Genomic DNA, 20,730 nt, shown 5'->3' with positions numbered 1-20,730 from the left:
TGAGAAATGGGAGGTTATCCTCCCATTTCTTTATGCGGTTATCAGAGCTTCCCGTTCCAGTCTAAGTTGTTCCTTCTGCCATTGGATCGTACGAACAAGCCCTTCCTCCAGCGGTACCGAGGCACGGAATCCCAGCAGACGTTCTGCTTTACGAATATCAGGAACACGTCTCAAAACATCCTCATACTTACGGCCGGCAATGGCATCGTATGGGACCATGTCGATCCGAGGCTCCCCTGGCTTGCCACACAACCGATAGATCTCACGTGCCAGATCGAGAATCGTAATCTCACGGTTGTTGCCGATGTTAACGATCTCTCGATTTGCGGTTGTTGCTTCCGCAGCTGCCACAATGCCACGTGCGGTGTCTTCTACAAAGGTGAAGGAGCGAGTCTGCTGCCCATCACCATGAATGGGAATGACTTCATCATTCAAGATCGCATTGATGAAGACAGATTGGGGTCCTCCCCACCAGGTCAGGTTCTGACGGGGACCATACGAACCGAAGATACGGAGGACGGTAGCATAGATGCCAGCTTCTTCTGCCATTGCAAGAACCAGATGTTCATCAAACATCTTGGATGCTGCATAGGCCCAGCGGGCCACGGTAGCTGGCCCCAGCACGCAATTTCCGTCTTCTGCGAACGGGATATCCGAACTCTTACCGTACACGTCGGACGTGGAAGTAATGGTGAAACGAGCACCGTTCTCGATCGCAACCTGTAACGCGTTTTGTGTCCCGATGGAGTTGACGAGCAAGGTCTTCTTTGGATTTTCGTACCGCGGAATTTTGTAGGCCGCAAGATGAATCACGCTATCGACGCTACCGGCCGCCTCTCTCAAGGCGGCAAGATCACAAACATCAACAGCGCGAAACTCGAAGAAAGGATTCAGCACCGCCATTTCGAGATTGCGCATATGACCATGCGATAAGTCGTCTACCGCGATCACGTCGTAGCCTTTCTCAAGCATCCTATCCGTCACATGGGATCCCAGAAACCCTGCAGCTCCTGTAATAAGTACTCTTTTCATGCCGCCCTCACCATTTCTACGATTTGATCAACACTACGCTTGCAGGCCAGTCCACCTCCGAAGAGCTCGAGGTTGCGTGGCTCGGCAGATGGACCGCTATGTACCAGCGCATTTGCTGCCTGGACAATAGGTTCGCTCTCACTTCCTACTAGCATGTTCCAGCCACCATGCAGGGTTTCGCGCCACTCTGTCTCTTCACGAAGCGTAAGACACGGAACACCAGTGAAATACGCCTCCTTCTGTAGACCGCCGGAGTCAGTCATGACGAAACGTGCATTCCGCTGCAGTGCAAGCATCTCGAGATAGCCCACGGGTTCGATGACATGAACATGGCTTCCCAGAAAGACAGAGTTATCGTTTTGGGCCAAGCGATTGCGAAGACGCGGATGCATTGGAAAAACAATGGGAATATCAATTTTCCGAAGTGCACTCAGAATCGAAGCAAGCTTCGCGGCATCATCGGTCATTTCCGCTCGGTGCAACGTGAGCAACGCGTATTCCCCTATTTTCACAGGGAGGTCTCGTAATGTTGCGGCTTCACGGCGATGATTGCCAAATTGCTCAACGGCATCCAACATAATGTCTCCCACAAACACAGCTCGGTCGCCGAGACCCTCCTGCCGCAGTTGCTTCACCGCGGCCTGTGTAGGGCAAAGAAGCAGATCCGATACCTGGTCCGTGACGATACGGTTGATCTCTTCCTGCATGAGACGGTTAAAACTGCGTAGGCCAGCCTCCACATGGATGAGCGGAATATGCAACTTCGCTGCTGCGAGAGCCGAGGCAATTGTCGAATTTGTATCTCCATAAGCAATCACTGCATCCGGCTTCCAGTTGATCATCTCCGCTTCAATACCAGCGAGCATGATTGCTGTCTGCAGCCCCGGTGTGTGCGCAGGGGTGTTCCTCAGTACTTGAGGCTTCGGCATACCGAGTTCATGGAAGAAGATGTCCGACATGCCAGGATCGCGATGCTGCCCCGTGTGCAACAAGCGATGGTCAATCGGAGCAGAGGTGAGTTGATTGAATTCCTCAATCGCTTTCGACATAATGGCCATCTTGACGAACTGCGGCCTCGTGCCCCCAACAGAGAGAAGTTTCATTTGTTGTCGCCTGCTTTCTTTTCCTCGGTGGCCTGAAGTTTCTGAGCAGGGGGGACCGGGCGAACCGGACGTGCAGGTGTGCCCATAACCACCATGCCGGCAGGAACATCGCGCGTCACAACCGATCCAGCCGCTACGAGTGCATCCTCTCCGATGGTGATGCCGGGCAACACGGTCGCATTCGCAGCAACGCGAGCACCACGCCGCATCGTTACTCCACCGAAGTACTTGAAACGCTCCTGGGTACGTCCAACGAAATTGTCATTTGTAAATGTGACCTCGGGAGCGATGAAGCAGAGATCGCCAATCGTGGATTTGGCAGTGATGTACGCACCGGTCTCGATCTTGCAGCACCGGCCTATCGTTACTTCGTTTTCCACGGCAACACCACGACCAATGATGGTAAGTTCTCCGATCGTAGTGTCTTCTCGCACGCTGGCAAAATCAGCAATCAGGACACCGTCATGCACAACGGATCCGGTATAAATGACGGCATTGCTTCCGATCAGACATCCGTTTCCTATAAAAGTGGGCGTCAGTTCGCGAGTGGTAGTCATCGCACTTGCCCGCGATTTCATCGGTCGCTTTCCGATGATCACACCATCATCAATGCGAACATCCTTCCCAATGTTGATGTGGCTGTGCAATACGACATGGTTTCCAATGACGGTCCCCTCACCAATACTGACGTCTTGACCAACAACTACGTGCTTGCCGAAGCTTACGTCGGGATATTGACGGTTTCTGTCTTGTTCTTCCAGAAGAGTGTTTTCAGAAACAACAAACTCTGCTTTCATAGTTCTTTATCACCCCGGGATGCCGCCAGTTAGCGGCTATTTCCTGCGACTTTCATGAAATGTCCTGTCTCGTTTTCCGTGGAGACTTTTGTGTCCTGTTCTGTCGAACAAAACAAAGGGTAGCCACGCTCCTTTGAAATGATGCAACCGATCGCAAGACGGAGGTGTTGCCCCACGGTACGGAGAATCCGCATCTTGCTCGTACCAGCCACGCGGCGATGCAATACAACTGGAAATTCTTCGATGTGATAGCCCATGTAAGACGCACTCATGAGAATTTCAACGGTCGATACGAATCCTGAGCTTTGAAATTGTGCTTCACGAACAAAGGAGCCGCGATATGCACGAAACATACTGGTGTAGGTGTAGAGCTTGACAGGCGAGACCACGCGATAAAGCTGTGAGCACCAGCGACTGAGCCCAAGCCGCCATGCCGGCACCCCATCCACGCCACCCAGCGGATGATACGGCGAAGCCACAACCACGTCGGCCTTTCCTTCGATGATGCGGTGAATCATGGGAACGAGATTGTCTGCGCGATAGCTGCAATCCGCATCGATCGTGCAGACAATCTCGGCACTTCCCACAATTTGAAAAGCAGTACGGAATGCTTCCCCAAGACCTCGGTTCGTCCCGTGCGAGACGATCTGATATGCCGCATCGCCAGGAACCGCCCTGGGAATCAGCTCCACGGTTCGGTCGGTACTGCCATCGTCTACAAAAAGATAGAAGACGATAAAGCGATCCTGGAGTCCGCGCTGCAGTTCTGCCAGACGTATCCTGAGAACCTGCAGACTATCCTGTTCGTTACAAACAGGAATTACTATCGCAACCCTCGAAAGGGATTGTGTGCGTGCGCGCCCCATGTTGTATCTCCCTTTCTTGCTTATCGGCGACGACTAGCAGTGCACAATCTTGGTGGACTCAATGCCGCGCGTTGCATTGCGGCTATCGACAACAAGTTGTGCATTTTTGACGATGGAGGCGTAGTCATAATCCGAGTGATCAGTGGCGATGACGACACAGTCGAACTCGCCGATGCGGTCCAGCGGTGTGCAGGTCATCCCCAGGTCGTAGTGGCGGCCTCGACCAACTTTGGCGAAGTAGGGATCGTTGTATTCCACGATGGCCTTTTCGTCCTGCAGCATCTCGATAATCTCGAGCGAAGGAGACTCGCGAAGATCGTCGATATCCTTCTTGTAGGCCATGCCAAGCACTAGAATCCGGGATCCATTGATCGATTTGCGGTGTGAGTTGAGAGCATTGGCGATGGACTGAACAACGTAGCGCGGCATGCCTTCATTGATCTCACCGGCAAGCTCGATGAAGCGGGTATGGAAGTTCCACTCACGTGCCTTCCAGCTCAGATAAAACGGATCAATCGGAATGCAGTGACCGCCAAGGCCCGGCCCCGGATAGAACGCCTGGAAGCCAAATGGTTTGGTCGCCGCAGCATCAATGACCTCCCAGATATCAATTCCCATCCGGTGTGACAGCATCTTCAATTCATTGACCAGCGCAATATTGACGCAGCGATAAATGTTCTCGAGTAACTTCGTCATTTCCGCTGCCTGCGTCGAAGACACAGATACCGTCTTACTGAAGATATTGCCGTAAAGCATAGATGCCAGGCGTCCTGCATGTGCCCCATGACCACCGATGACCTTGGGGATATCGCGACGGGCGACCGTATTGTTACCTGGGTCCTCACGCTCCGGCGAGAAAGCGACAAAGAAAACATCGCCGTCCGGGTCCATGCCTTCTTCGTAAGCGCACAGTCCTTCCGGGCTGCCCGCATTCAGGATCGGAATGAGCACTTCTTCTGTGGTTCCGGGATATGTCGTGCTTTCAAGTACAACGAGCTGTCCACGACGGAGCCAGGGAGCGATTGATTCCGCAGTGCGTTCGATAAAGGAGAGATCTGGATCGCGATGTTCAGTCAGGGGCGTTGGCACGCAAACAATAACTGCATCCTGCTCTGAGATTTTCGAGAAATCCGTGGTCGCACGAAATCCCTGCGAACGAGCCATCTCGATTTCTGTGGGCGGAATACGAAAGATGTAACTCTTCCCTTCCTCAAGTTGGCTAACTTTAGCCGTATCGATATCAAATCCCTGGATAGCGACACCCGCTTCCGAGAACAAGAGTGAGAGAGGCAGACCGACATATCCAAGGCCGATGACGCCAACCTTTGCAGTCTTCGCTTGGAGCTTATCGAGTTGACGCTCCACCTGATGGGCACGTGATGCGAGAGTAACGCTGTTCATGCCGGGGCATGTTGCACGGTTCGTACCAAACCCAAAACGACCGGGATGACTTCATCATTCATGCGCTATATCTGGGGTTTCGTATCTTCCGTGCAGTTAAGGGATCCGAAAGTAACGTGACGGTGTGCATAGAGTATGCAGAACTTTGCGTCTCTGCTTCTATTCAGCTTTGAGGTTTCGGAAACCTGCGCCTGAAACCTGCATTTGCATTGGCATAACAATTGCACAACCTAATACAAACGATTCCTAGATGGGAGATGGAACGGACATGGATACACGCTTGAAGTTAGGTGTGGTGGGTCTTGGGGCCTGGGGTTGCAACGTCGCACGTTGCTTATATGAGTTGCCTGATTGCGATTTGGTAGTTTGCAGCGATCTGAGTGAGAACCGCCGCGCTCTGGCAGAGCGCAACTGGGGTGTGCAAACAGTTGCATCTCTTGACGAAATGCTCGCGCAATTCCCGGAAATTACTGCGGTTGCAATTGCTGCTCCGGCAGTCATGCATTATCCATTAGCCAAAATGGCTCTACTCGCGGATAAGGACGTCTTCGTCGAAAAACCATTCACGCTGAACGTTACAGACGCGGAAGAGTTAATGGCGCTGGCAGAAGAGCGCAGGAAAGTCTTGATGGTCGGGCACCTTCTGGAATATCACCCCGCCGTAAATAAGATCCGCGACATTGTGCAGGCCGGTGAACTTGGAGATGTCTATTACATCTACACGCAGCGCGTGAATCTGGGACGCATCCGGGGAGATGAAAACGCAATGTGGAGTTTTGCCCCGCATGACATCTCCCAGATCCTCTACATCCTTGGAGAAGAGCCGGTGGATGTCAGTGCCCGAGGTCAGTCGTACATTCAGGACGGAATTGAAGATGTTGTTTTTCTAAGCCTCTTCTTCAAGAACCGCCGAATGGCACACATCCACATTTCATGGCTGGACCCGCACAAGATGCGGAGCACAACCGTCGTCGGCAGCAAGAAAATGCTGGTGTTTGATGATGCCGCAACAACGGAAAAGCTGCGCATCTATGACAGCGGAGCGCAACAGCCTGCGACTTACTCTTATGGCGAAGCAATCCAGGTGCGATTTGGAGATATTCAGATCCCGCACCTTACGACCACCGAGCCTCTGAAACTGGAGTTCCAGCACTTCATTCAATGCGTGAATCAGCGTCTGACACCGCGCAGCGACGCGAAGGACGGTCTTCGAGTGGTGCGCATCCTGGAGGCAGCGCAGAAATCACTGGAGCTCGACGGGTTGCCAATTTCGCTGAAGTCCGGCATGGCACGCAAGCGCATGCCAAAGCTCACTCCCATGGACCGCCAATGGACACCTCAGATCCCGCTTACGGAACAGTTACCCGTGGCGGCGGTCTCCTGAGAGCGAAATTCAAATGAGCGGATACAAGACAGAGTTGTTAGTGATCGGTTCTGTGCTGATGGCTGCAGTTGGTCAAACTCTGATCAAACTGGGACTGACAGCACATGTGGCTTTCTCCAGAACGGTACTGGAATGGCCCCTACCGCTCACTACAGGAGTTCTCATTGGACTTTGCGTCTATGGATTAGGGACCGTGATGTGGTTTGCCGCAGTTGCGCAGCGCAACATCAGTTATCTCTATCCACTTGCAGGGATTAACTATGTGCTGATGGGATTCATCGGACATTTCCTGCTGCACGAAGGGATGGGGCCACTGCGCTGGTGCGGAATTTTTGTGATGACAAGTGGAATCGTATTGTTGTCGAAAACGAACACAAAGGAAAGCGAATGCTAATGTCGACTTCTTCTCTTTCCTTTGCCTGGACTTCCCTCGCGGTAAGCATTGCAATGGGGTCGTTCGCGCAAGTCACGTTGAAACATACAACCAATCGTCTGTCTGTGGTCGAACAACGATATCTGGCGGTGCCGTGGTTACTTCTGTGGGGTATCCAGTTCACAGGCGCCATGATCTTTTGGATTATTGCGCTACGACGACTCGATATCTCCATTGCGTACCCACTGATGAGTCTGGGATATGTCGCAGTAACAGGGTTGGCAGCGGTTCTTCTTCATGAACGCGTTACGAAGTGGCGATGGATCGCAGTGGGCCTTATAACGTGCGGAGCCGCCATGGTGGCAGGGAGTGTGTAGCATGCAGAATGCTGAAGTCCGACAGTCACATATTGCAGTGATCGGAGGCGGATTTACAGGCATGGTTTGTGCCTTTCGTCTGTTACGCGCTGGCTATCGCGTCACCATCCTGGAACGCGAAATCGAGCTCGGCGGATTGAGCGCAACGCAGTCTTTTGGCTCATTTCATTGGGATCGCTTTTATCACTGCATCCTGACCTCTGATAAGCCACTGCTGCGCCTCATCCAGGATCTTGGCCTCGACAGCGAACTTCGATGGAATAAGACAGAAGTGGGTCTGTTTTCTCACGGCGAGCTTCATCGGATGACTGGCCCGACTGACCTCCTGCGTTATCGCCATCTTTCCCTGCTGTCAAAAGCCCGGCTCGCACTCATGACCTTATATGTCACGCGTCTCAAGAACGGGCGCAAGCTGGAAGGCATTCCGCTATGCCAATGGACGAGGCGCATTTTCGGGGAAGAGGTCTACTCCCAGGTATGGGAACCACTATTGCGGTGCAAGCTGGGTGAACTGCGCAAGTATGCGTCTGCCGCATTCCTCTGGGGAACCATCGTGAGACTTGCTTCCACGCGCGAGAAAGGCCCCGGAACACAGGAACGGCTTGGCTATCTGCATGGAGGCTACGGAACGCTTTTCAAGCGGTTACAACAGACAGTCAATTCCCTGCACGGTGAAACGAGCCTTGGAGTCGATATTCGAAGCATTGGCCCAGGCAGAAACGATGTCCCGGGCGAAGGCGTGCTGATTCGTGCGCGACATAGGGATATCTATGTCGACGGCATAGTACTTACAACCCCCAATCGCGTTATCGCCTCGCTGCTCCAGGTGGAAGATCACCTGTACAAAGAGCGACTGGGACAGGTGATGTATCTGGGCATCGTGTGCACGGTGCTGGTCCTGAAACGGAAGCTCTCGTCGTTTTATGTGACGAATGTTACGGAGAAGATCGGATTCACAGGTGTCATTGAAATGACTAACCTGATCGATCCAGAACAGGAAACAAACGGAAGACACCTCGTCTATCTTCCGCGATACACCTCACCCTCTGATCCGCTCTTTGGGGCGAGCGATGATGCTATATGGGCGCACATTCAGCCAGATCTCAAGCGAATCTTTCCCGACCTGCAGGAAGAGGATATTGAAAGCCGATTCGTCTTTCGGCAGAAAGATGTTCAGCCCGTACCAACGATCGACTATTCGACACTCGCCCCGCCAGCCCGCACACCAGTCGCCGGAGTCTATGTAGCGAACACCGCGCAGATCATCAACAACACGCTCAACAACAATGCGATGACCTCCATTGCCGAAGCAACATGCGACGCGCTCATGCAGGACATTCCGGCCGTTCGACAGCTTGAACATACTGCAGATGTGGTTCAAATACCTTCGGTGTTTACGAAGACGCAGGGGGTGCGTGCCGCATGTACAGCATGACATTGCTCTTTGAAAATTTGTTTCACCTGCTGGATGGCATACTCAACCGCAGCCCGGCACTGTGCCTCTTTCTTCTTTCTGGAGGATTGATTCTGGGCTCCATGATCCTGGATCGTCTGAACCGCGTGCGTGTTGCTATCCCTAAACCGTCTATATCAAACCAGAGTGTAGGAGACGGCACAGCATGAACACGACCGTCCACATGGAAGACGCTCCCATACGTGCGTTTGCGTATCACGAAATTCACAGCCTAAATGTGAATGACGTGTATTGCATCACGCCAGAGCTTTTCTTACAGCATCTGTGGACCATGCGTCATTCGGTCAACGATAGCCCCGAATCTCTCGTGATCACATTCGATGACGGGCACTACTCTAACTTTCGATTTGCAGCTCCACTTCTGGAATTCACGGCCCTTCACGGTCACTTTTTTCTACCGAGCACATGGATTGGTCAGCGCCGCGGCTTCATGAGTTGGCAAGATATTCGCGAACTCGCAGCCAGGGGGCACACAATCGGATCACATAGCGCGACGCACGCATTTCTCACATCCTGCAGTGCATCTGCCATGTACGAAGAGTTGGCTGGATCGCGCCACACGCTCGAAGATCGATTGGGTATATCGGTGACATCCATTTCCATGCCTGGTGGCAGATGGAATGAGGAGGTCTTGAGGGCATGTGCACTGGCTGGATACGAAACGGTATATACCTCGGAACCTGGATTTTATCGGCCTGCAATCAACATGGACGAGTTACGGACGCCAGCCGTCATTGGCAGATTTGCCATACAGCGCCGAACGAGTCTGCGCGTCATCAACGGCTATTCCAGTGGTGACTGGATGACGGTGCGGAGGATTCACTCTATGTATCAGGCACGAAACAGCGTAAAGCGTCTGCTGGGCGATCAGGCGTATCAGAGGTTGTGGTTCCATCTGTTCCGGGCCACACCGAATTAGGAGGCAGTATGCGAGTACTACAGCTGGTCTCCAGTTCGGGATTCTATGGCGCAGAGCGAATGGTTAATCTCTTGACAGGCTCATTGAATCAGGCCGGCGAACAGGTCTACCTCGGCTTGTTCAATGCAGACGGAGCGTCATGCGCACAGGTTGTTCGCGAGGCCGATCAAAGCAAAATACCGGTTTGGAGTTTACGTTGCCGCGGGCGCTGGGACTGGCGCGCGGTTCATGATCTGGCAAACTTCCTGAAGATCAATCACATTGATGTTCTGCACACACACGGCTACAAAGCCAACATCTACGGTTTTCTTGGCGCAAGGCTTGCAGGCTGTGCCATTGTTGCGACATGTCACAACTGGACGAAGCGTACCGCCGCTCTGCAGAAATATGCTGCTCTGGATCAGATTTTTTTGCGATGGTTCGACACCGTGATCGCCGTTTCTCAAGGCGTCGTTGCTGAACTTCGGCACCATGGCGTGCACCGTATCCGCGTAATTGCGAATGGTATCGATGTCGCAAAGTACCAAGGCTCAAGCAATCACACCAAACACGGTCAGCCGCTTGTCATCGGAGGCCTCTCGCGTCTATCCAAAGAAAAAGGTGTTGACGTTTTACTTTGGGCATTACCAAGAGTCCTCGACCAATATCCGAACTTGCACTGCTGCATCGCGGGAGAGGGACCAGAGCGAGAAAGACTCGAAGTATTGGCCGTGAAACTAGGCGTAACCGCCTCGTTCCACATGCCAGGGTTTTGTGACGACACGGCAGATTTTTTGAAGCTATGCACCATCGTTGTCCAGCCGTCGCGCATCGAGGCAATGCCTTTGGCCATTCTGGAAGCGATGGCTGCAGGCAAGGCGATTGTCGCTTCCTCGGTGGGTGAGATTCCTCGCTTACTCGAAGACGGCCATGCTGGAATGCTTGTGCCGCCTGACAGTCCGGAGAAGCTTGCAGATGCAATCCTCGCTCTGCTGCAAGATGAGGCTCTGCGGCAAAGCCTGGAGCGCAGAGCGGCACAAAAAGCGATATCACAATTCGATGTCGCGATGATGACTGCCGAATACCAAAAGGTTTACCGCACTGTCGCGTCCAGTCATCACCCCCAACGACATCTGACGCGCGCCAACCGCATGGATATGCAGGCATGATTGCACCAGCGCTTACGTCATCACCATCTGGATCCGATGTGGCACAACTGGATCGCAACTGGAGTATTTGGCTCTCCGATGCATTTTGCTTTACCCCTTGGTATAGTGCCGCTCTTGTGAAAGCACTACTTAACAACGGGGCATCCGTTCGTTTCATCTCTTCCGAAATTGCAGGCGAACCGGCATACTTCAAAAGCCAGGGGATTGCATCATGTCCTGGCCCGTTTACATTTCATCATGCAAACAAACTGCCCTCTCCCGCCAGAAAAGCAGCACGACTCCTTGCAGCCATGGCAAACTCTGCGACGCTGCGATGGCAATTAAAGCACTCCTCTGTGGCGCGTCCGGATGTTCTGCACTTGCAGCAGTTGCCTGCACTCAATCATGGGGTTCATGATGACTTTCGTACCATCGCATGCGCACAGCATTGTGGCGTACCGGTGGTGCACACCGTGCATAATCTTCTGCCACATGACAGTGGCAATACACTGCGAGCCACCTATCAACGGCTCTATACGACCGTGGATCGGCTTATCTGCCACTCGCCTGATGTAGCGGAACAATTAATAAAACAATTCGGAGTCAACGCTCGCAATATCTCCGTCATTCCGCACGGGCCACTGTTTGAAGCCCCTCCGGAAACAGAGAACGAGCAATGTTTAGCACGAGCCAGCCTGAGCATCCAACGCGACCGGCCGGTCGTTCTCTGGCAAGGTGTCATGGCTCCGTACAAGGGGTTGGACCTGCTGCTGCAGGCATGGGAACGATGCATGCATGATTGGCCTGACACTGCGACCAAACCCCTATTACTCATCGCCGGGACCGGTTCGACAACTGAAGTAACTCTAGTGAACGGGGCTGCGAAACATCTGTCTGACAGCGTTCGCACGGAGATTCGTTACATCACGACTACGGAATTACCGCTCCTTTTCCAGGCTTCCGATGTTCTGGTCTATCCCTATCGTGCGATCACGACCAGTGGCGCACTCCTGACCGGGCTAAGTTACAGAAAACCCATCATCGCCTCGGATCTGGCGCCATTTCGACAATTTCTTCGCCACAAGGAAAACGCTCTCCTCGTTCCTCCTGGAGACGTAAACGCTCTCGTCGAAGTACTCCACACACTTTTGTTGGGCCTATCCGGAGATCCCAAGACACAGACGATGTATCGCACCTTAGCCTCCGGTTCTGCAAGTAACCGCGAGCTGTACACGAGCTGGGACGTAATCGCAAAACAGACGCTTTCCGTCTATCGGGAACTAGTGCCAAACAAGTGAAAGGAAGTGTGCAGACACTTGCATACCTTTCACTTGTTCGCCTTCTCCTTACTCCATGAAAGCCCCAAAATGGCCACTTTTGAAGCAAAACACTTTGGCTTTCCGGTTGCTTCTTTACTGGCATGGGAAGGACAAGGGCTATGGACTCGAAGCGGAAAATAAGGTGGAGCGCACTACATATACCGCCGCTCCTGCTCTGCACAGTATGGTGCAATGGCCAACAGGCCACTACGAATGTAACAAAGTCTGCAGTATCGACAACGGCATTAGCAGATGCACATTCGGCTGTTACACCCACGCAATACACCATCGGTAGCGGTGATGTGTTGAATGTGCAGGTCTGGAAAGAAAAGGATCTCAGTCAGGTCGTCGTTGTGCGTCCCGATGGCAAGATATCCCTTCCACTCCTGGGTGACCTTCAGGTAATCGGCAAAGAACCATCACAGGTGGAAGAGATCGTACAGACGCGTCTGCAGTCCATGGTCGTTGAGCCACGCGTGACAGTCACTGTCTCTGAGATCCACAGCCGAATGGTTTACATCACGGGCGAAGTGGCTAGGCCAGGAGCATATCCCCTCAATACTCCCATCACCGTGCTCCAGCTCATCGCACAAGCCGGCGGCCTGACAGAATTTGCATCGCGCAAGAAGATTCAGGTAATTCGCTCTAACAGTAAGCGCGACGAGCACCTGTTGAGCTACAAGGCGATGACGCAATCCAAAGATGGCGGCAACAATCTTACGTTGAGTCCTGGCGACACCGTGGTGATCCCATGATTATTTCAAAGCCCATGCTTATTACGATCAGTGCGTTGCTCTGCGCTCCGATCCCTTTGCTGGCACAGGATCGCAATCTGGTTGCTGCAACGAACAGCACACAGCAGCAGGTGGAATCACAAGAGCTGAAGCCGTCCTGGATCAGTTCGAATGTCTCTATGGGCGAACGCTCGGATCTGAATCTTGGCGTCTCCGCCAGCTATGGTCATGATTCAGCTGTAAACAATATTCCTGACGTTTCGTCGCAATTCAGCAACATTCAGGGCACCCTTGGCATGGCCCGCAGAAGTCGCACGAGTTACTTATCCTTGCGCCATGACGCCACATTCCAGTTGTTCCCCGGCAGCGGACTTGATATGCAGCAATATCAATGGACAACGTTGAACCTCACGCATTCACCTTCCCGGAACACCACCTGGGGAGTGAACGCTGCAAATGCCTATGGCGCAGACTCCGCACGGGCAAGCAGCTCTTTAAGCCTGGCCGCTGTCAACACGACGTCGATCGACAACAACAGTGTTCTTGCTGGTGTAATCACGGGCAACACATTGCGTCAGTATGTTTCGGGTGTGGTCGACCATCAGGTCTCTGAAAGCCAGGCTTTCTCTCTCGGCGCCAATGTAAGTTTTCAGAACTTCCTTGGCGCTGCGCCATCGACTCGTCAGTATAACGTCACAGGCTCCGTTCGAAAGTATTTGAGTCAAGCCTTTCTGATTGGCGTGCGTGCAGATGGCGTGCAGCAATATTACGGTTCCGGCAGTTGCACCACCTCATCGTTGCTGGGATTCGCTACGATGCAACTTTCAAGCGCTGTCCGCCTCGACGGCGGGATAGGTCCAGCATTTGGTTCCTCACAGTGCACTGGAAACTATCAATATCAGGCATTGCTTTCAGCGCAGAGCGTGCGCGGCCGGCGTGCGTACGTTGGAACCAGCCGCAAGCGTGGCAATGGTGACGTCGCTGGCTCTCTATGGGAAACTTCAGGATTCGGTGGAATGCAAGTAGGCAATCCTCGGCAATTCGTCGCAGCTGTGAATGGCGGATACACCAGTTACCACGGTGGAGTTACGTCGGCTCAAAGCACAGATCTGAGTGGCTACTTCGTGTCTGTCGAACTTCACCGCCCCATTTCAAACAATGCGGAATGGACATTCACGGCACGTCGCTTTCAACGATCGGTGACAGGTCCCGCTCCTGCAAGCACGACGCCCGTTGCGGACCTGGCGCGCACGGTCTTTTTCGTAGCCTTCACCTGGCAAAAACAAAATGGAGGGCGCTATGGCCGATGAACACAGGTCTCCGCTCAGTGGTATCCACACGTTGCTGAGTGCGATTCGGTATCGCTATCGACTCATCCTCTTCGTCGCCGTGGCTGTGCTTGCGGCGGGAGTAACCTACGTGATGCAAATGCCGGATGTCTACCAATCTGAAACACAGATTCTGGTGAATCCGCAGCGTATTTCAGACAAGTACGTGAACAGCATCGCAACCATGGATGCCAGTGAACGCCTGAACACTCTGAGCCAGCAGATACTCAGTTCATCCCGGTTGGAAACCATCATGGACGAACTTCATCTCTTCTCCAATCTGCGAGACAAGGTGAGCCATGACGAATTAATCAAGCGGATGCGCAAGAACATCGGCATCGAACTGAAGCACAACTCGGAAGGACTGAGCGCTTTCACACTCAGCTATACCGGCGATTCCGCACAGGAAGTAGCAAATGTAGCCAATCGTCTTGCAGAGTCCTTCATATCGTGGAACCTGCAGGATCGTGAGCAGGAAGCAAAAGGCACCACCACATTCCTTGCGAATGAGTTAACAACGACAAAGTCACAGTTGGATGACCTGGAAGAACAACTCCGTAGCTACAAGATGAAGCACCTCGGAGAGCTACCGGATCAGTTGGACGCCAACATGCAGACACTGTCGCGTCTGCAAGTGGAACTGCAGGCAAATACAGAAGCGCAAAGCCGTCTGGACCATGAGGCGCTCCTCACCTCATCGCTGCCAGATACAGGATCACCGCGCACGCCATCTATCTCTACATCTGTGCGGCAAAAACTAATGACGGAGAAATATGCAGCGCAGACAGAGTTAGTCGAACTGCGCAAGCACTACACGGATAGTTTTCCGGATGTAGGAAGGAAGGAAGCTGAGATCCGTTCTCTGGATGGACAAATCGCGTCCTTGCCATCTGACCCTACCCCTTTGGCGACAGCTGATTCGACAAATACCGCAAATCCACGACTGCAACTAATACACCGCGACCATGATCGTCTCCAGGACGAACAGCGAAAGATTCAGGGCTCTATCAACCGATATCAATCCAGAATTGACTCTGCGCCTGTACGCGAACAAGAAGTCTCACAACTGCTTCGCGATTACGGTACGGCCCGCGATCACTATCGCGCCCTGCTGGAAAAGACCTACTCAGCACAGATGGCTGCACAACTCCAGCAAGAGCAACAGAGCGGTAATTTCACCATGCTGGACAAGGCACGTGTCCCCGAAGCCCCAGTTGGCCCCAAGCGCATTCCCCTATTCCTGGCCGCGTTTTTATTCTCGCTCGTCTCCGGGATCGGAGTCGCGTTACTTGCTGAAACCCTTGACAACACTGTGAAGTCCGAAACTGAACTGCGGGATTGTCTGCCTGATATTCCGTTGCTGGGAACAACGCCTGGAATGCAAAACGTTCCTGTGATCCGCAGGGGCCTTCCACAATCACGCTTTCTGCTGGGAGGTCAATAATGATTTCGCTTTCCCTGAAACACGAATCCGTAACACACACGCGCCGTGAATTGAAGTTAATCGACGATTCAGAGATCGCTTCTATCTCACATGATTTTCTCCACGTTGATGACGAAGAATATCTGGATAGCATCCCCCTTCTGGAGGCTGGCGGGGCCGACAGAACGCAGCAATACTCTGTCTTTCATGTCGATCCATACGGGGCAGCCTCGGAACAGTTTCGTCTGATGCAGCGGCGACTCAGCAATCTGCGCCCGGCGGGTGGCACTGTATTGCTGACCAGCCCAGGCATTGGCGACGGCAAGACCATGAACGCGAACAATCTTGCGTGGGCACTTGCCGAAGCCGGACACAGCACCTTGTTGCTGGAACTAGACCTGCGTAGACCTGGATTGCATCGCTACATGCCGGAGAACCCTCCGCACGATCTAAACGATGTCTTATTAGGTGAAATATCAGGGCTTTCCGCGGTGCGGCGTTTGCATGAACTTCCATTGTTTTACCTGGGAGTAAATAAGCCTGCTACGCGCCCCATTCGTCTGCTGCGGTCAAAGAAACTTACCGAGTTGATTCAGTGGGCAAGCCAAACCTTTTCCTGGGTCATCATCGATGGCCCTCCGGTGCTCGCGGTATCGGACGTGGAAGAAATCTTACCCAGGGTAGACCTCGCGCTAATGGTTGTCCGCGAACGCGGAACACCACGGGCGATGTTGGAACGCGCCGCAGAGCGTTTGGGCGAACGGCTCAACTTTGTGATCTACAACGACACATTGCTGTCAGATTCATACGGACAAAAGTAGTAACTTCCTAATTTCTGTCTTGCAAGGAAATCGATATGTTCCTATACCAGAGTCTCCGCTATCTTCGCTTCCTACTTCTCTGCAGTCTGCTGTTAACAGGCGCTTTATTTCTGATGCCATTTGCGCAGGCTCAGAGCCAGGACCTTACCGTTGTTGTGCTTGTGAATTCCGCGAACACAACCGGATACAACACCAGCAGCACAACTCCCGGCACATACCAGATGGGACCGGAAAGATATCTCGTGCACCTGCAGGTTCCTTATAAGGTTATCGATATCAGCCAGACGGCAGCGATGGATTTATCCGCATCACAGCTCATCATCGCCGCGCATAACGGACTGAATCCGAGTATGGCATGGCAGAATGCGATCGTCGCAGCCGTCGGTAATGGAACGGGTTTCGTAAATCTTGATAGCGATACTGCTATCGGAACACAGACACATATTCAGACCATGTTTCACGCAACGGGCGCCACACTCGGCTTCGATCAAACAAGCATCGTTATTCCCGCAGCGGTACAGGTGGGCGGCTCTGCACCTCATTACATTGCTACCCTGCAACGGCATTGGCTGAATGATCCTGCTGGCGACATCACTTACAACTATCACGGCAATGGAACCACCACGATCGCATCCAATGCGACAATTTTGACGGGGGCTACAGGTACCGTTGTCGCAGAGCTTGGAACCGATCCTCTGATTCTCGCGACGACATACGGCAGAGGAAGAATCGTCGACTTCACGACATACGACTATCTGCACGCAGATCGATTTGGATTTGTGCAGGGCGTCGATGACTTGTTCTGGCGAAGCGTGGTTTGGGCGGCACGTAAGCCATTCGTGCTGCGTGGATATCCGCGAATTGCCGCAATCCAGATGGATGACAACGAACCCGGTGTCATGTCACGCATCCCCGACATGTGGAATACCAGCCTGACTGGCACGGTGGCTTCGGACGGCACAGGCGGTCCATGGATGCCGCAGCTCAATATGCAACTCAGTTCTCTTGCAACCGCGGGTGGCGAACGCGCGCAGATGATCAGCGCGATCAACTCGAACTACCTGCATACCTCCCCTCACGGCCTGGCATATGGCTCTGGTGGCGACCTGTACTGGAATCTGACTGTGCCAAACACGGATGCCCAATGGCAAGCCAACATAGCGTCTGCTCTGACATGGAAACTTGGCCAGGGTGGCACGGATACCTTTCCCACATTCGGCCGCTCCATGGTTGCGCATTACTGGGATATCTCCGATAACTCGGGTTACGAGATGTGGAACAGCCTTGGACTTCGTTACATCACGTCTCCCCAGGCCCCAGGAACGTATTACTTCAATTATCCAAAGACACCAGCGCAACGTATCCCGCTTGGACCATTCCGTATCTATGAACAGCCTCCGGTATATCCGACTGATTACGAGGAGACATTCCCCTTCTTCTTCGCGGATGACCTGGTAGTCCACAGCGTTGCTGGTAAGCCTGCACAGACCTTCTTCTCCTTTGGTTCGCAGGTCGGACAGGCCGGTGGCCGTTTCACACGGCCTGACGCGCTATGGCCAAGCACAGCGAATGGCTACACTGTGGCCCAGAGCCTGAATCAATGGGAATACTATATGTGGCACTTCTGGTCAGGCATGGAGCCCGTTCAGATCTATACCCATGACGGAAGCAATCTTGACCAGTCAACTACGGCAGACCGGCAGAGCTTCATTACGCAGCTCTCCCAGTGGTTCAGCGCCAACAAAGGGACCCACCAGTTCATGGACGGCATGGGCGACTATTTGCGCGCACGCAATCATTCTCTGCTGGCAAGTGGTTCTGTTACCCCCTCCACCATCAGCCTCACCTTTACCGGATCGGCCACCGATGCAGATGGACATCTCATCCCGACAAAGAGTTACATCTTCTACGGAGATGACGAAGGCCGGCTTCTTTCCGTTCCCGGTTTTAGCAATGGCGGCACTTATACTTTCGCAAATCAGGCACCACCAACAATGCAGGTATCGCCTGAATCGTTAAGCTTTTCGGCAAGCGCTGGAAGCTCTCCTGCTTCGAAGACAATCACGGTGGCAAACCTCGGTTCAGGAACCTATACCTGGACGGCAACCAGCAGCACATCGTGGCTTAGTGCCACACCAGCCAGCGGATCGTCCGGCGCAACGGTCACAGTAAATGTCAACAGCACCAGTCTGGCGGCAGGCACCTACACAGGAACACTCACAGTAAGTTCCTCGACAGCCGCTTATAGCCCCTATGTTGTTAACGTATCGCTGACCGTGATCCCCAACACATCCTCCTTAATCGCAAGCCCCACCTCACTGTCCTTTAGCCAGCAGGTCGGTACCACCACGTCATCAGCATCCCAGTCGGTCTCCATCACAAACCCAAGTACCACCAATGTGAACTGGACCGCCAGCACGAGTGCATCATGGTTGCACATGTCACCTGCCAGCGGAGGAACACCAGGAACAATGAACCTCTCTGTCAGCGCTGGTTCGCTCGCGGTGGGAACTTACAGCGCTACAGTAACTGTCTCGTCCACAGCGCCATCACTTACCCTCCTGATCCCGGTTACATTTGCGGTCACCGCTGCTCCAATCACCATCTCTACCTCGAACCTGAATTCTTGGACGATATCCCCACTCGGCGGTCTCTCCGGATGGTCCAGCACGGGATCTACATTGCGCTACAACGGAGCCGGTATCGCTCCCATCTATGCGGGCAATGCAGGCTGGACAGACTATGACCTGGCAATCAATATGACCATGCCGGTCTCAAACTACCCGGGTGGTTTCCGTGCTCGAGTAAACCCAGTCGACGGTTCTGGTTATGCGCTATGGTTTTATCCCGCCGACCATACAGTGAATCTATACAAGGTAGTCAACTGGAATATCTCGAACGGCTACACATTGATCGGTACTTATAACCAGTTAGTATTTGATGCGAACCCACATACGTATCTCTTATCGATGCACGGCAGCGCGCTGACGGTATCGCGGGATGGAGCACAACTGTTCACCGCAACAGACTCCACATATACATCCGGCGTGGTAGCCCTGGACCCATCCAATCAGGTGGTGCTTTACAACTCTGTCGTGGTCTCTAATGCCGCTACTTCATCAACCGTTGCAACGGCATCTCCGACATCGTTAACCTTCAACGCAACGCCGGGCGCATCTGCACCGGCACAAACCGTCAGCCTTACGTCCTCGCCCAACAGCGTGTCATGGGTCGCGTCAACCAACGCGGCCTGGCTGACTGCGGCGCCGGCACAGGGAACCTCTACACCGGCCACAGTCACGGTCACCGCCAGCGCTGCAAGTCTGAATGCGGGCACCTATACGGGAACACTGACACTGACACCATCGAGTGGCAGCGCGGTACAAATTCCCGTCACGTTTACGGTGACGTCTCAACCCACCGCCACCATCAACGCCGTCCCCTCTTCTCTCTATCTGTTTAGTCCGGCTGGAACGTCGCCCACTGCCGCAACCCTGTCCGTCCAAAACACAGGCACGGGGGCAATGGCATGGACTGCGTCCAGCAGTGTCTCCTGGCTCACTCCTTCACCCGCATCTGCCTCTGCTCCTGGAACGCTATCTCTGACACCGTCCACATCAGCACTCGCAGCAGGTACGACAGTGGGAAATATTACCTTGAGCTCGACCAATGCCACTGCCGCTCTTACTGTTCCTATAACACTCAGCATCGGCAATCTTCTGTTCCAGGATCACTTCGCGTCCGGCTCAACGCAATGGACGCCATCACCGCTGGGCTACGCTTCAAACTGGAGCGTAGCCAATGGATCCTTCAACTACAACGGTAGTGGCCATACTCAGCAATACGCCGGCAGCCAAAGCTGGACAGACTACACCTTGTCGGTGGACGTCAAACTCAGCAATCTTTCTAACTATCCGGGTGGCATTCGTGGACGTGTCAATCTAACGACTGGTGCAGCCTACGCAGTCTGGCTCTATCCAGCGGACAACACGATCAAGCTCCTGCGCTCCACGGGATGGGCGATCGACTCCTCAGGCCTGGCCCTCCTGGGGCAGGCACCCACCATGCTGCTCGATACAAACAAACACACAGTACGCATGCAGTTCGCTGGCAATCAGATTCGGGTCTACTACGACAATACTCTGATCATTTCGACAACGGACAGCACCTTAACTTCGGGTGCCATCACACTCGATGTCTCTTCACAACCCATCTCCTTCAGCAATGTAGTTGTTCAACAGTAAGGTCTCTA

The 20,730-nt window shown here is 53.3% G+C and carries 18 protein-coding genes; 13 read left to right on the top strand and 5 right to left on the bottom strand.

Features of this window, described 5'->3' with window-relative positions:
• Positions 1-30: 30 nt before the first annotated feature.
• From AB6729_RS01970 to AB6729_RS01950, 5 genes are read right to left on the bottom strand one after another with little or no spacing between them, the layout of a single operon-like run.
• Positions 31-1,032, bottom strand: coding sequence for an NAD-dependent epimerase/dehydratase family protein (locus AB6729_RS01970; RefSeq protein WP_371079879.1), 1,002 nt, complete (start codon positions 1,030-1,032; stop codon positions 31-33).
• A complete protein-coding gene (wecB, locus tag AB6729_RS01965; protein ID WP_371079878.1) occupies positions 1,029-2,135 on the bottom strand; it encodes a non-hydrolyzing UDP-N-acetylglucosamine 2-epimerase in 1,107 nt (368 codons plus the stop codon). Before wecB ends, AB6729_RS01970 begins: the two co-directional genes overlap by 4 nt.
• Entirely contained in the window at positions 2,132-2,932 is an 801-nt protein-coding gene (locus AB6729_RS01960) for a DapH/DapD/GlmU-related protein (RefSeq protein ID WP_371079877.1), read from the bottom strand. The genes wecB and AB6729_RS01960 overlap by 4 nt, the downstream gene beginning before the upstream one ends.
• Positions 2,933-2,961: 29 nt before the next feature.
• Positions 2,962-3,798, bottom strand: a complete 837-nt coding sequence (locus AB6729_RS01955; protein ID WP_371079876.1) for a glycosyltransferase — start codon at positions 3,796-3,798, stop codon at positions 2,962-2,964.
• Positions 3,799-3,831: 33 nt separating this feature from the next.
• Positions 3,832-5,199, bottom strand: coding sequence for a nucleotide sugar dehydrogenase (locus AB6729_RS01950; protein ID WP_371079875.1), 1,368 nt, complete (start codon positions 5,197-5,199; stop codon positions 3,832-3,834).
• Positions 5,200-5,467: 268 nt separating this feature from the next.
• On the opposite strand from AB6729_RS01950, the gene AB6729_RS01945 reads away from it, so the two are divergent.
• The 13 genes from AB6729_RS01945 to AB6729_RS01885 all read left to right on the top strand — a co-directional run bounded on the left by AB6729_RS01945 (position 5,468) and on the right by AB6729_RS01885 (position 20,722).
• Complete coding sequence (locus tag AB6729_RS01945; protein ID WP_371079874.1) at positions 5,468-6,583, top strand: Gfo/Idh/MocA family protein; 1,116 nt, start codon at positions 5,468-5,470, stop codon at positions 6,581-6,583.
• Between the two features lie 13 nt (positions 6,584-6,596).
• The gene (locus AB6729_RS01940) at positions 6,597-6,977 is read left to right on the top strand and encodes a hypothetical protein (RefSeq protein WP_371079873.1); all 381 of its coding nucleotides are present in this window, start codon (positions 6,597-6,599) and stop codon (positions 6,975-6,977) included.
• On the top strand, positions 6,977-7,333 hold the full coding sequence (locus AB6729_RS01935) for an EamA family transporter (protein WP_371079872.1): 357 nt from the start codon (positions 6,977-6,979) through the stop codon (positions 7,331-7,333). The genes AB6729_RS01940 and AB6729_RS01935 overlap by 1 nt, the downstream gene beginning before the upstream one ends.
• Position 7,334: 1 nt before the next feature.
• Complete coding sequence (locus tag AB6729_RS01930) at positions 7,335-8,768, top strand: NAD(P)/FAD-dependent oxidoreductase (protein ID WP_371079871.1); 1,434 nt, start codon at positions 7,335-7,337, stop codon at positions 8,766-8,768.
• The gene (locus AB6729_RS01925) at positions 8,756-8,956 is read left to right on the top strand and encodes a hypothetical protein (protein ID WP_371079870.1); all 201 of its coding nucleotides are present in this window, start codon (positions 8,756-8,758) and stop codon (positions 8,954-8,956) included. Before AB6729_RS01930 ends, AB6729_RS01925 begins: the two co-directional genes overlap by 13 nt.
• Entirely contained in the window at positions 8,953-9,726 is a 774-nt protein-coding gene (locus tag AB6729_RS01920) for a polysaccharide deacetylase family protein (protein ID WP_371079869.1), read from the top strand. Before AB6729_RS01925 ends, AB6729_RS01920 begins: the two co-directional genes overlap by 4 nt.
• 59 nt (positions 9,727-9,785) lie before the next feature.
• Positions 9,786-10,874, top strand: coding sequence for a glycosyltransferase family 4 protein (locus tag AB6729_RS01915; protein WP_371079868.1), 1,089 nt, complete (start codon positions 9,786-9,788; stop codon positions 10,872-10,874).
• Positions 10,871-12,151 (top strand): glycosyltransferase family 4 protein, encoded by a 1,281-nt coding sequence (locus tag AB6729_RS01910; RefSeq protein WP_371079867.1) that lies wholly within the window; start codon positions 10,871-10,873, stop codon positions 12,149-12,151. The genes AB6729_RS01915 and AB6729_RS01910 overlap by 4 nt, the downstream gene beginning before the upstream one ends.
• 140 nt (positions 12,152-12,291) lie before the next feature.
• Positions 12,292-12,927, top strand: coding sequence for a polysaccharide biosynthesis/export family protein (locus AB6729_RS01905; RefSeq protein ID WP_371079866.1), 636 nt, complete (start codon positions 12,292-12,294; stop codon positions 12,925-12,927).
• Positions 12,924-14,216, top strand: a complete 1,293-nt coding sequence (locus AB6729_RS01900) for a hypothetical protein (protein ID WP_371079865.1) — start codon at positions 12,924-12,926, stop codon at positions 14,214-14,216. The genes AB6729_RS01905 and AB6729_RS01900 overlap by 4 nt, the downstream gene beginning before the upstream one ends.
• Positions 14,206-15,678, top strand: a complete 1,473-nt coding sequence (locus AB6729_RS01895; RefSeq protein ID WP_371079864.1) for a GumC family protein — start codon at positions 14,206-14,208, stop codon at positions 15,676-15,678. Before AB6729_RS01900 ends, AB6729_RS01895 begins: the two co-directional genes overlap by 11 nt.
• A complete protein-coding gene (locus AB6729_RS01890) occupies positions 15,678-16,478 on the top strand; it encodes a CpsD/CapB family tyrosine-protein kinase (RefSeq protein ID WP_371079863.1) in 801 nt (266 codons plus the stop codon). Before AB6729_RS01895 ends, AB6729_RS01890 begins: the two co-directional genes overlap by 1 nt.
• 113 nt (positions 16,479-16,591) lie before the next feature.
• Positions 16,592-20,722 (top strand): BACON domain-containing protein, encoded by a 4,131-nt coding sequence (locus AB6729_RS01885; RefSeq protein ID WP_371079862.1) that lies wholly within the window; start codon positions 16,592-16,594, stop codon positions 20,720-20,722.
• Positions 20,723-20,730 lie beyond the last annotated feature (8 nt).

Origin of the sequence: Terriglobus sp. RCC_193 (assembly GCF_041355105.1) — a bacterium.
Classification (GTDB): Bacteria; Acidobacteriota; Terriglobia; order Terriglobales; family Acidobacteriaceae; genus Terriglobus.
The sequence above is the reverse complement of the archived record's forward strand: the minus strand, read 5'-3'. Positions and strand labels throughout refer to the sequence as shown.

Excerpts from the sequence above, each read along its gene's own strand:
- AB6729_RS01950 (WP_371079875.1), bottom strand. The coding sequence starts at position 5,199 with ATGAACAGCGTTACTCTCGCATCACGTGCCCATCAGGTGGAGCGTCAA.
- AB6729_RS01935 (WP_371079872.1), top strand. The coding sequence starts at position 6,977 with ATGTCGACTTCTTCTCTTTCCTTTGCCTGGACTTCCCTCGCGGTAAGC.
- AB6729_RS01930 (WP_371079871.1), top strand. The coding sequence starts at position 7,335 with ATGCAGAATGCTGAAGTCCGACAGTCACATATTGCAGTGATCGGAGGC.
- AB6729_RS01885 (WP_371079862.1), top strand. The coding sequence starts at position 16,592 with ATGCCATTTGCGCAGGCTCAGAGCCAGGACCTTACCGTTGTTGTGCTT.
- AB6729_RS01890 (WP_371079863.1), top strand. The coding sequence starts at position 15,678 with ATGATTTCGCTTTCCCTGAAACACGAATCCGTAACACACACGCGCCGT.
- wecB (WP_371079878.1), bottom strand. The coding sequence starts at position 2,135 with ATGAAACTTCTCTCTGTTGGGGGCACGAGGCCGCAGTTCGTCAAGATG.
- AB6729_RS01955 (WP_371079876.1), bottom strand. The coding sequence starts at position 3,798 with ATGGGGCGCGCACGCACACAATCCCTTTCGAGGGTTGCGATAGTAATT.
- AB6729_RS01910 (WP_371079867.1), top strand. The coding sequence starts at position 10,871 with ATGATTGCACCAGCGCTTACGTCATCACCATCTGGATCCGATGTGGCA.
- AB6729_RS01925 (WP_371079870.1), top strand. The coding sequence starts at position 8,756 with ATGTACAGCATGACATTGCTCTTTGAAAATTTGTTTCACCTGCTGGAT.
- AB6729_RS01920 (WP_371079869.1), top strand. The coding sequence starts at position 8,953 with ATGAACACGACCGTCCACATGGAAGACGCTCCCATACGTGCGTTTGCG.
- AB6729_RS01900 (WP_371079865.1), top strand. The coding sequence starts at position 12,924 with ATGATTATTTCAAAGCCCATGCTTATTACGATCAGTGCGTTGCTCTGC.
- AB6729_RS01960 (WP_371079877.1), bottom strand. The coding sequence starts at position 2,932 with ATGAAAGCAGAGTTTGTTGTTTCTGAAAACACTCTTCTGGAAGAACAA.
- AB6729_RS01915 (WP_371079868.1), top strand. The coding sequence starts at position 9,786 with ATGGTTAATCTCTTGACAGGCTCATTGAATCAGGCCGGCGAACAGGTC.
- AB6729_RS01905 (WP_371079866.1), top strand. The coding sequence starts at position 12,292 with ATGGACTCGAAGCGGAAAATAAGGTGGAGCGCACTACATATACCGCCG.
- AB6729_RS01945 (WP_371079874.1), top strand. The coding sequence starts at position 5,468 with ATGGATACACGCTTGAAGTTAGGTGTGGTGGGTCTTGGGGCCTGGGGT.
- AB6729_RS01940 (WP_371079873.1), top strand. The coding sequence starts at position 6,597 with ATGAGCGGATACAAGACAGAGTTGTTAGTGATCGGTTCTGTGCTGATG.
- AB6729_RS01895 (WP_371079864.1), top strand. The coding sequence starts at position 14,206 with ATGGCCGATGAACACAGGTCTCCGCTCAGTGGTATCCACACGTTGCTG.
- AB6729_RS01970 (WP_371079879.1), bottom strand. The coding sequence starts at position 1,032 with ATGAAAAGAGTACTTATTACAGGAGCTGCAGGGTTTCTGGGATCCCAT.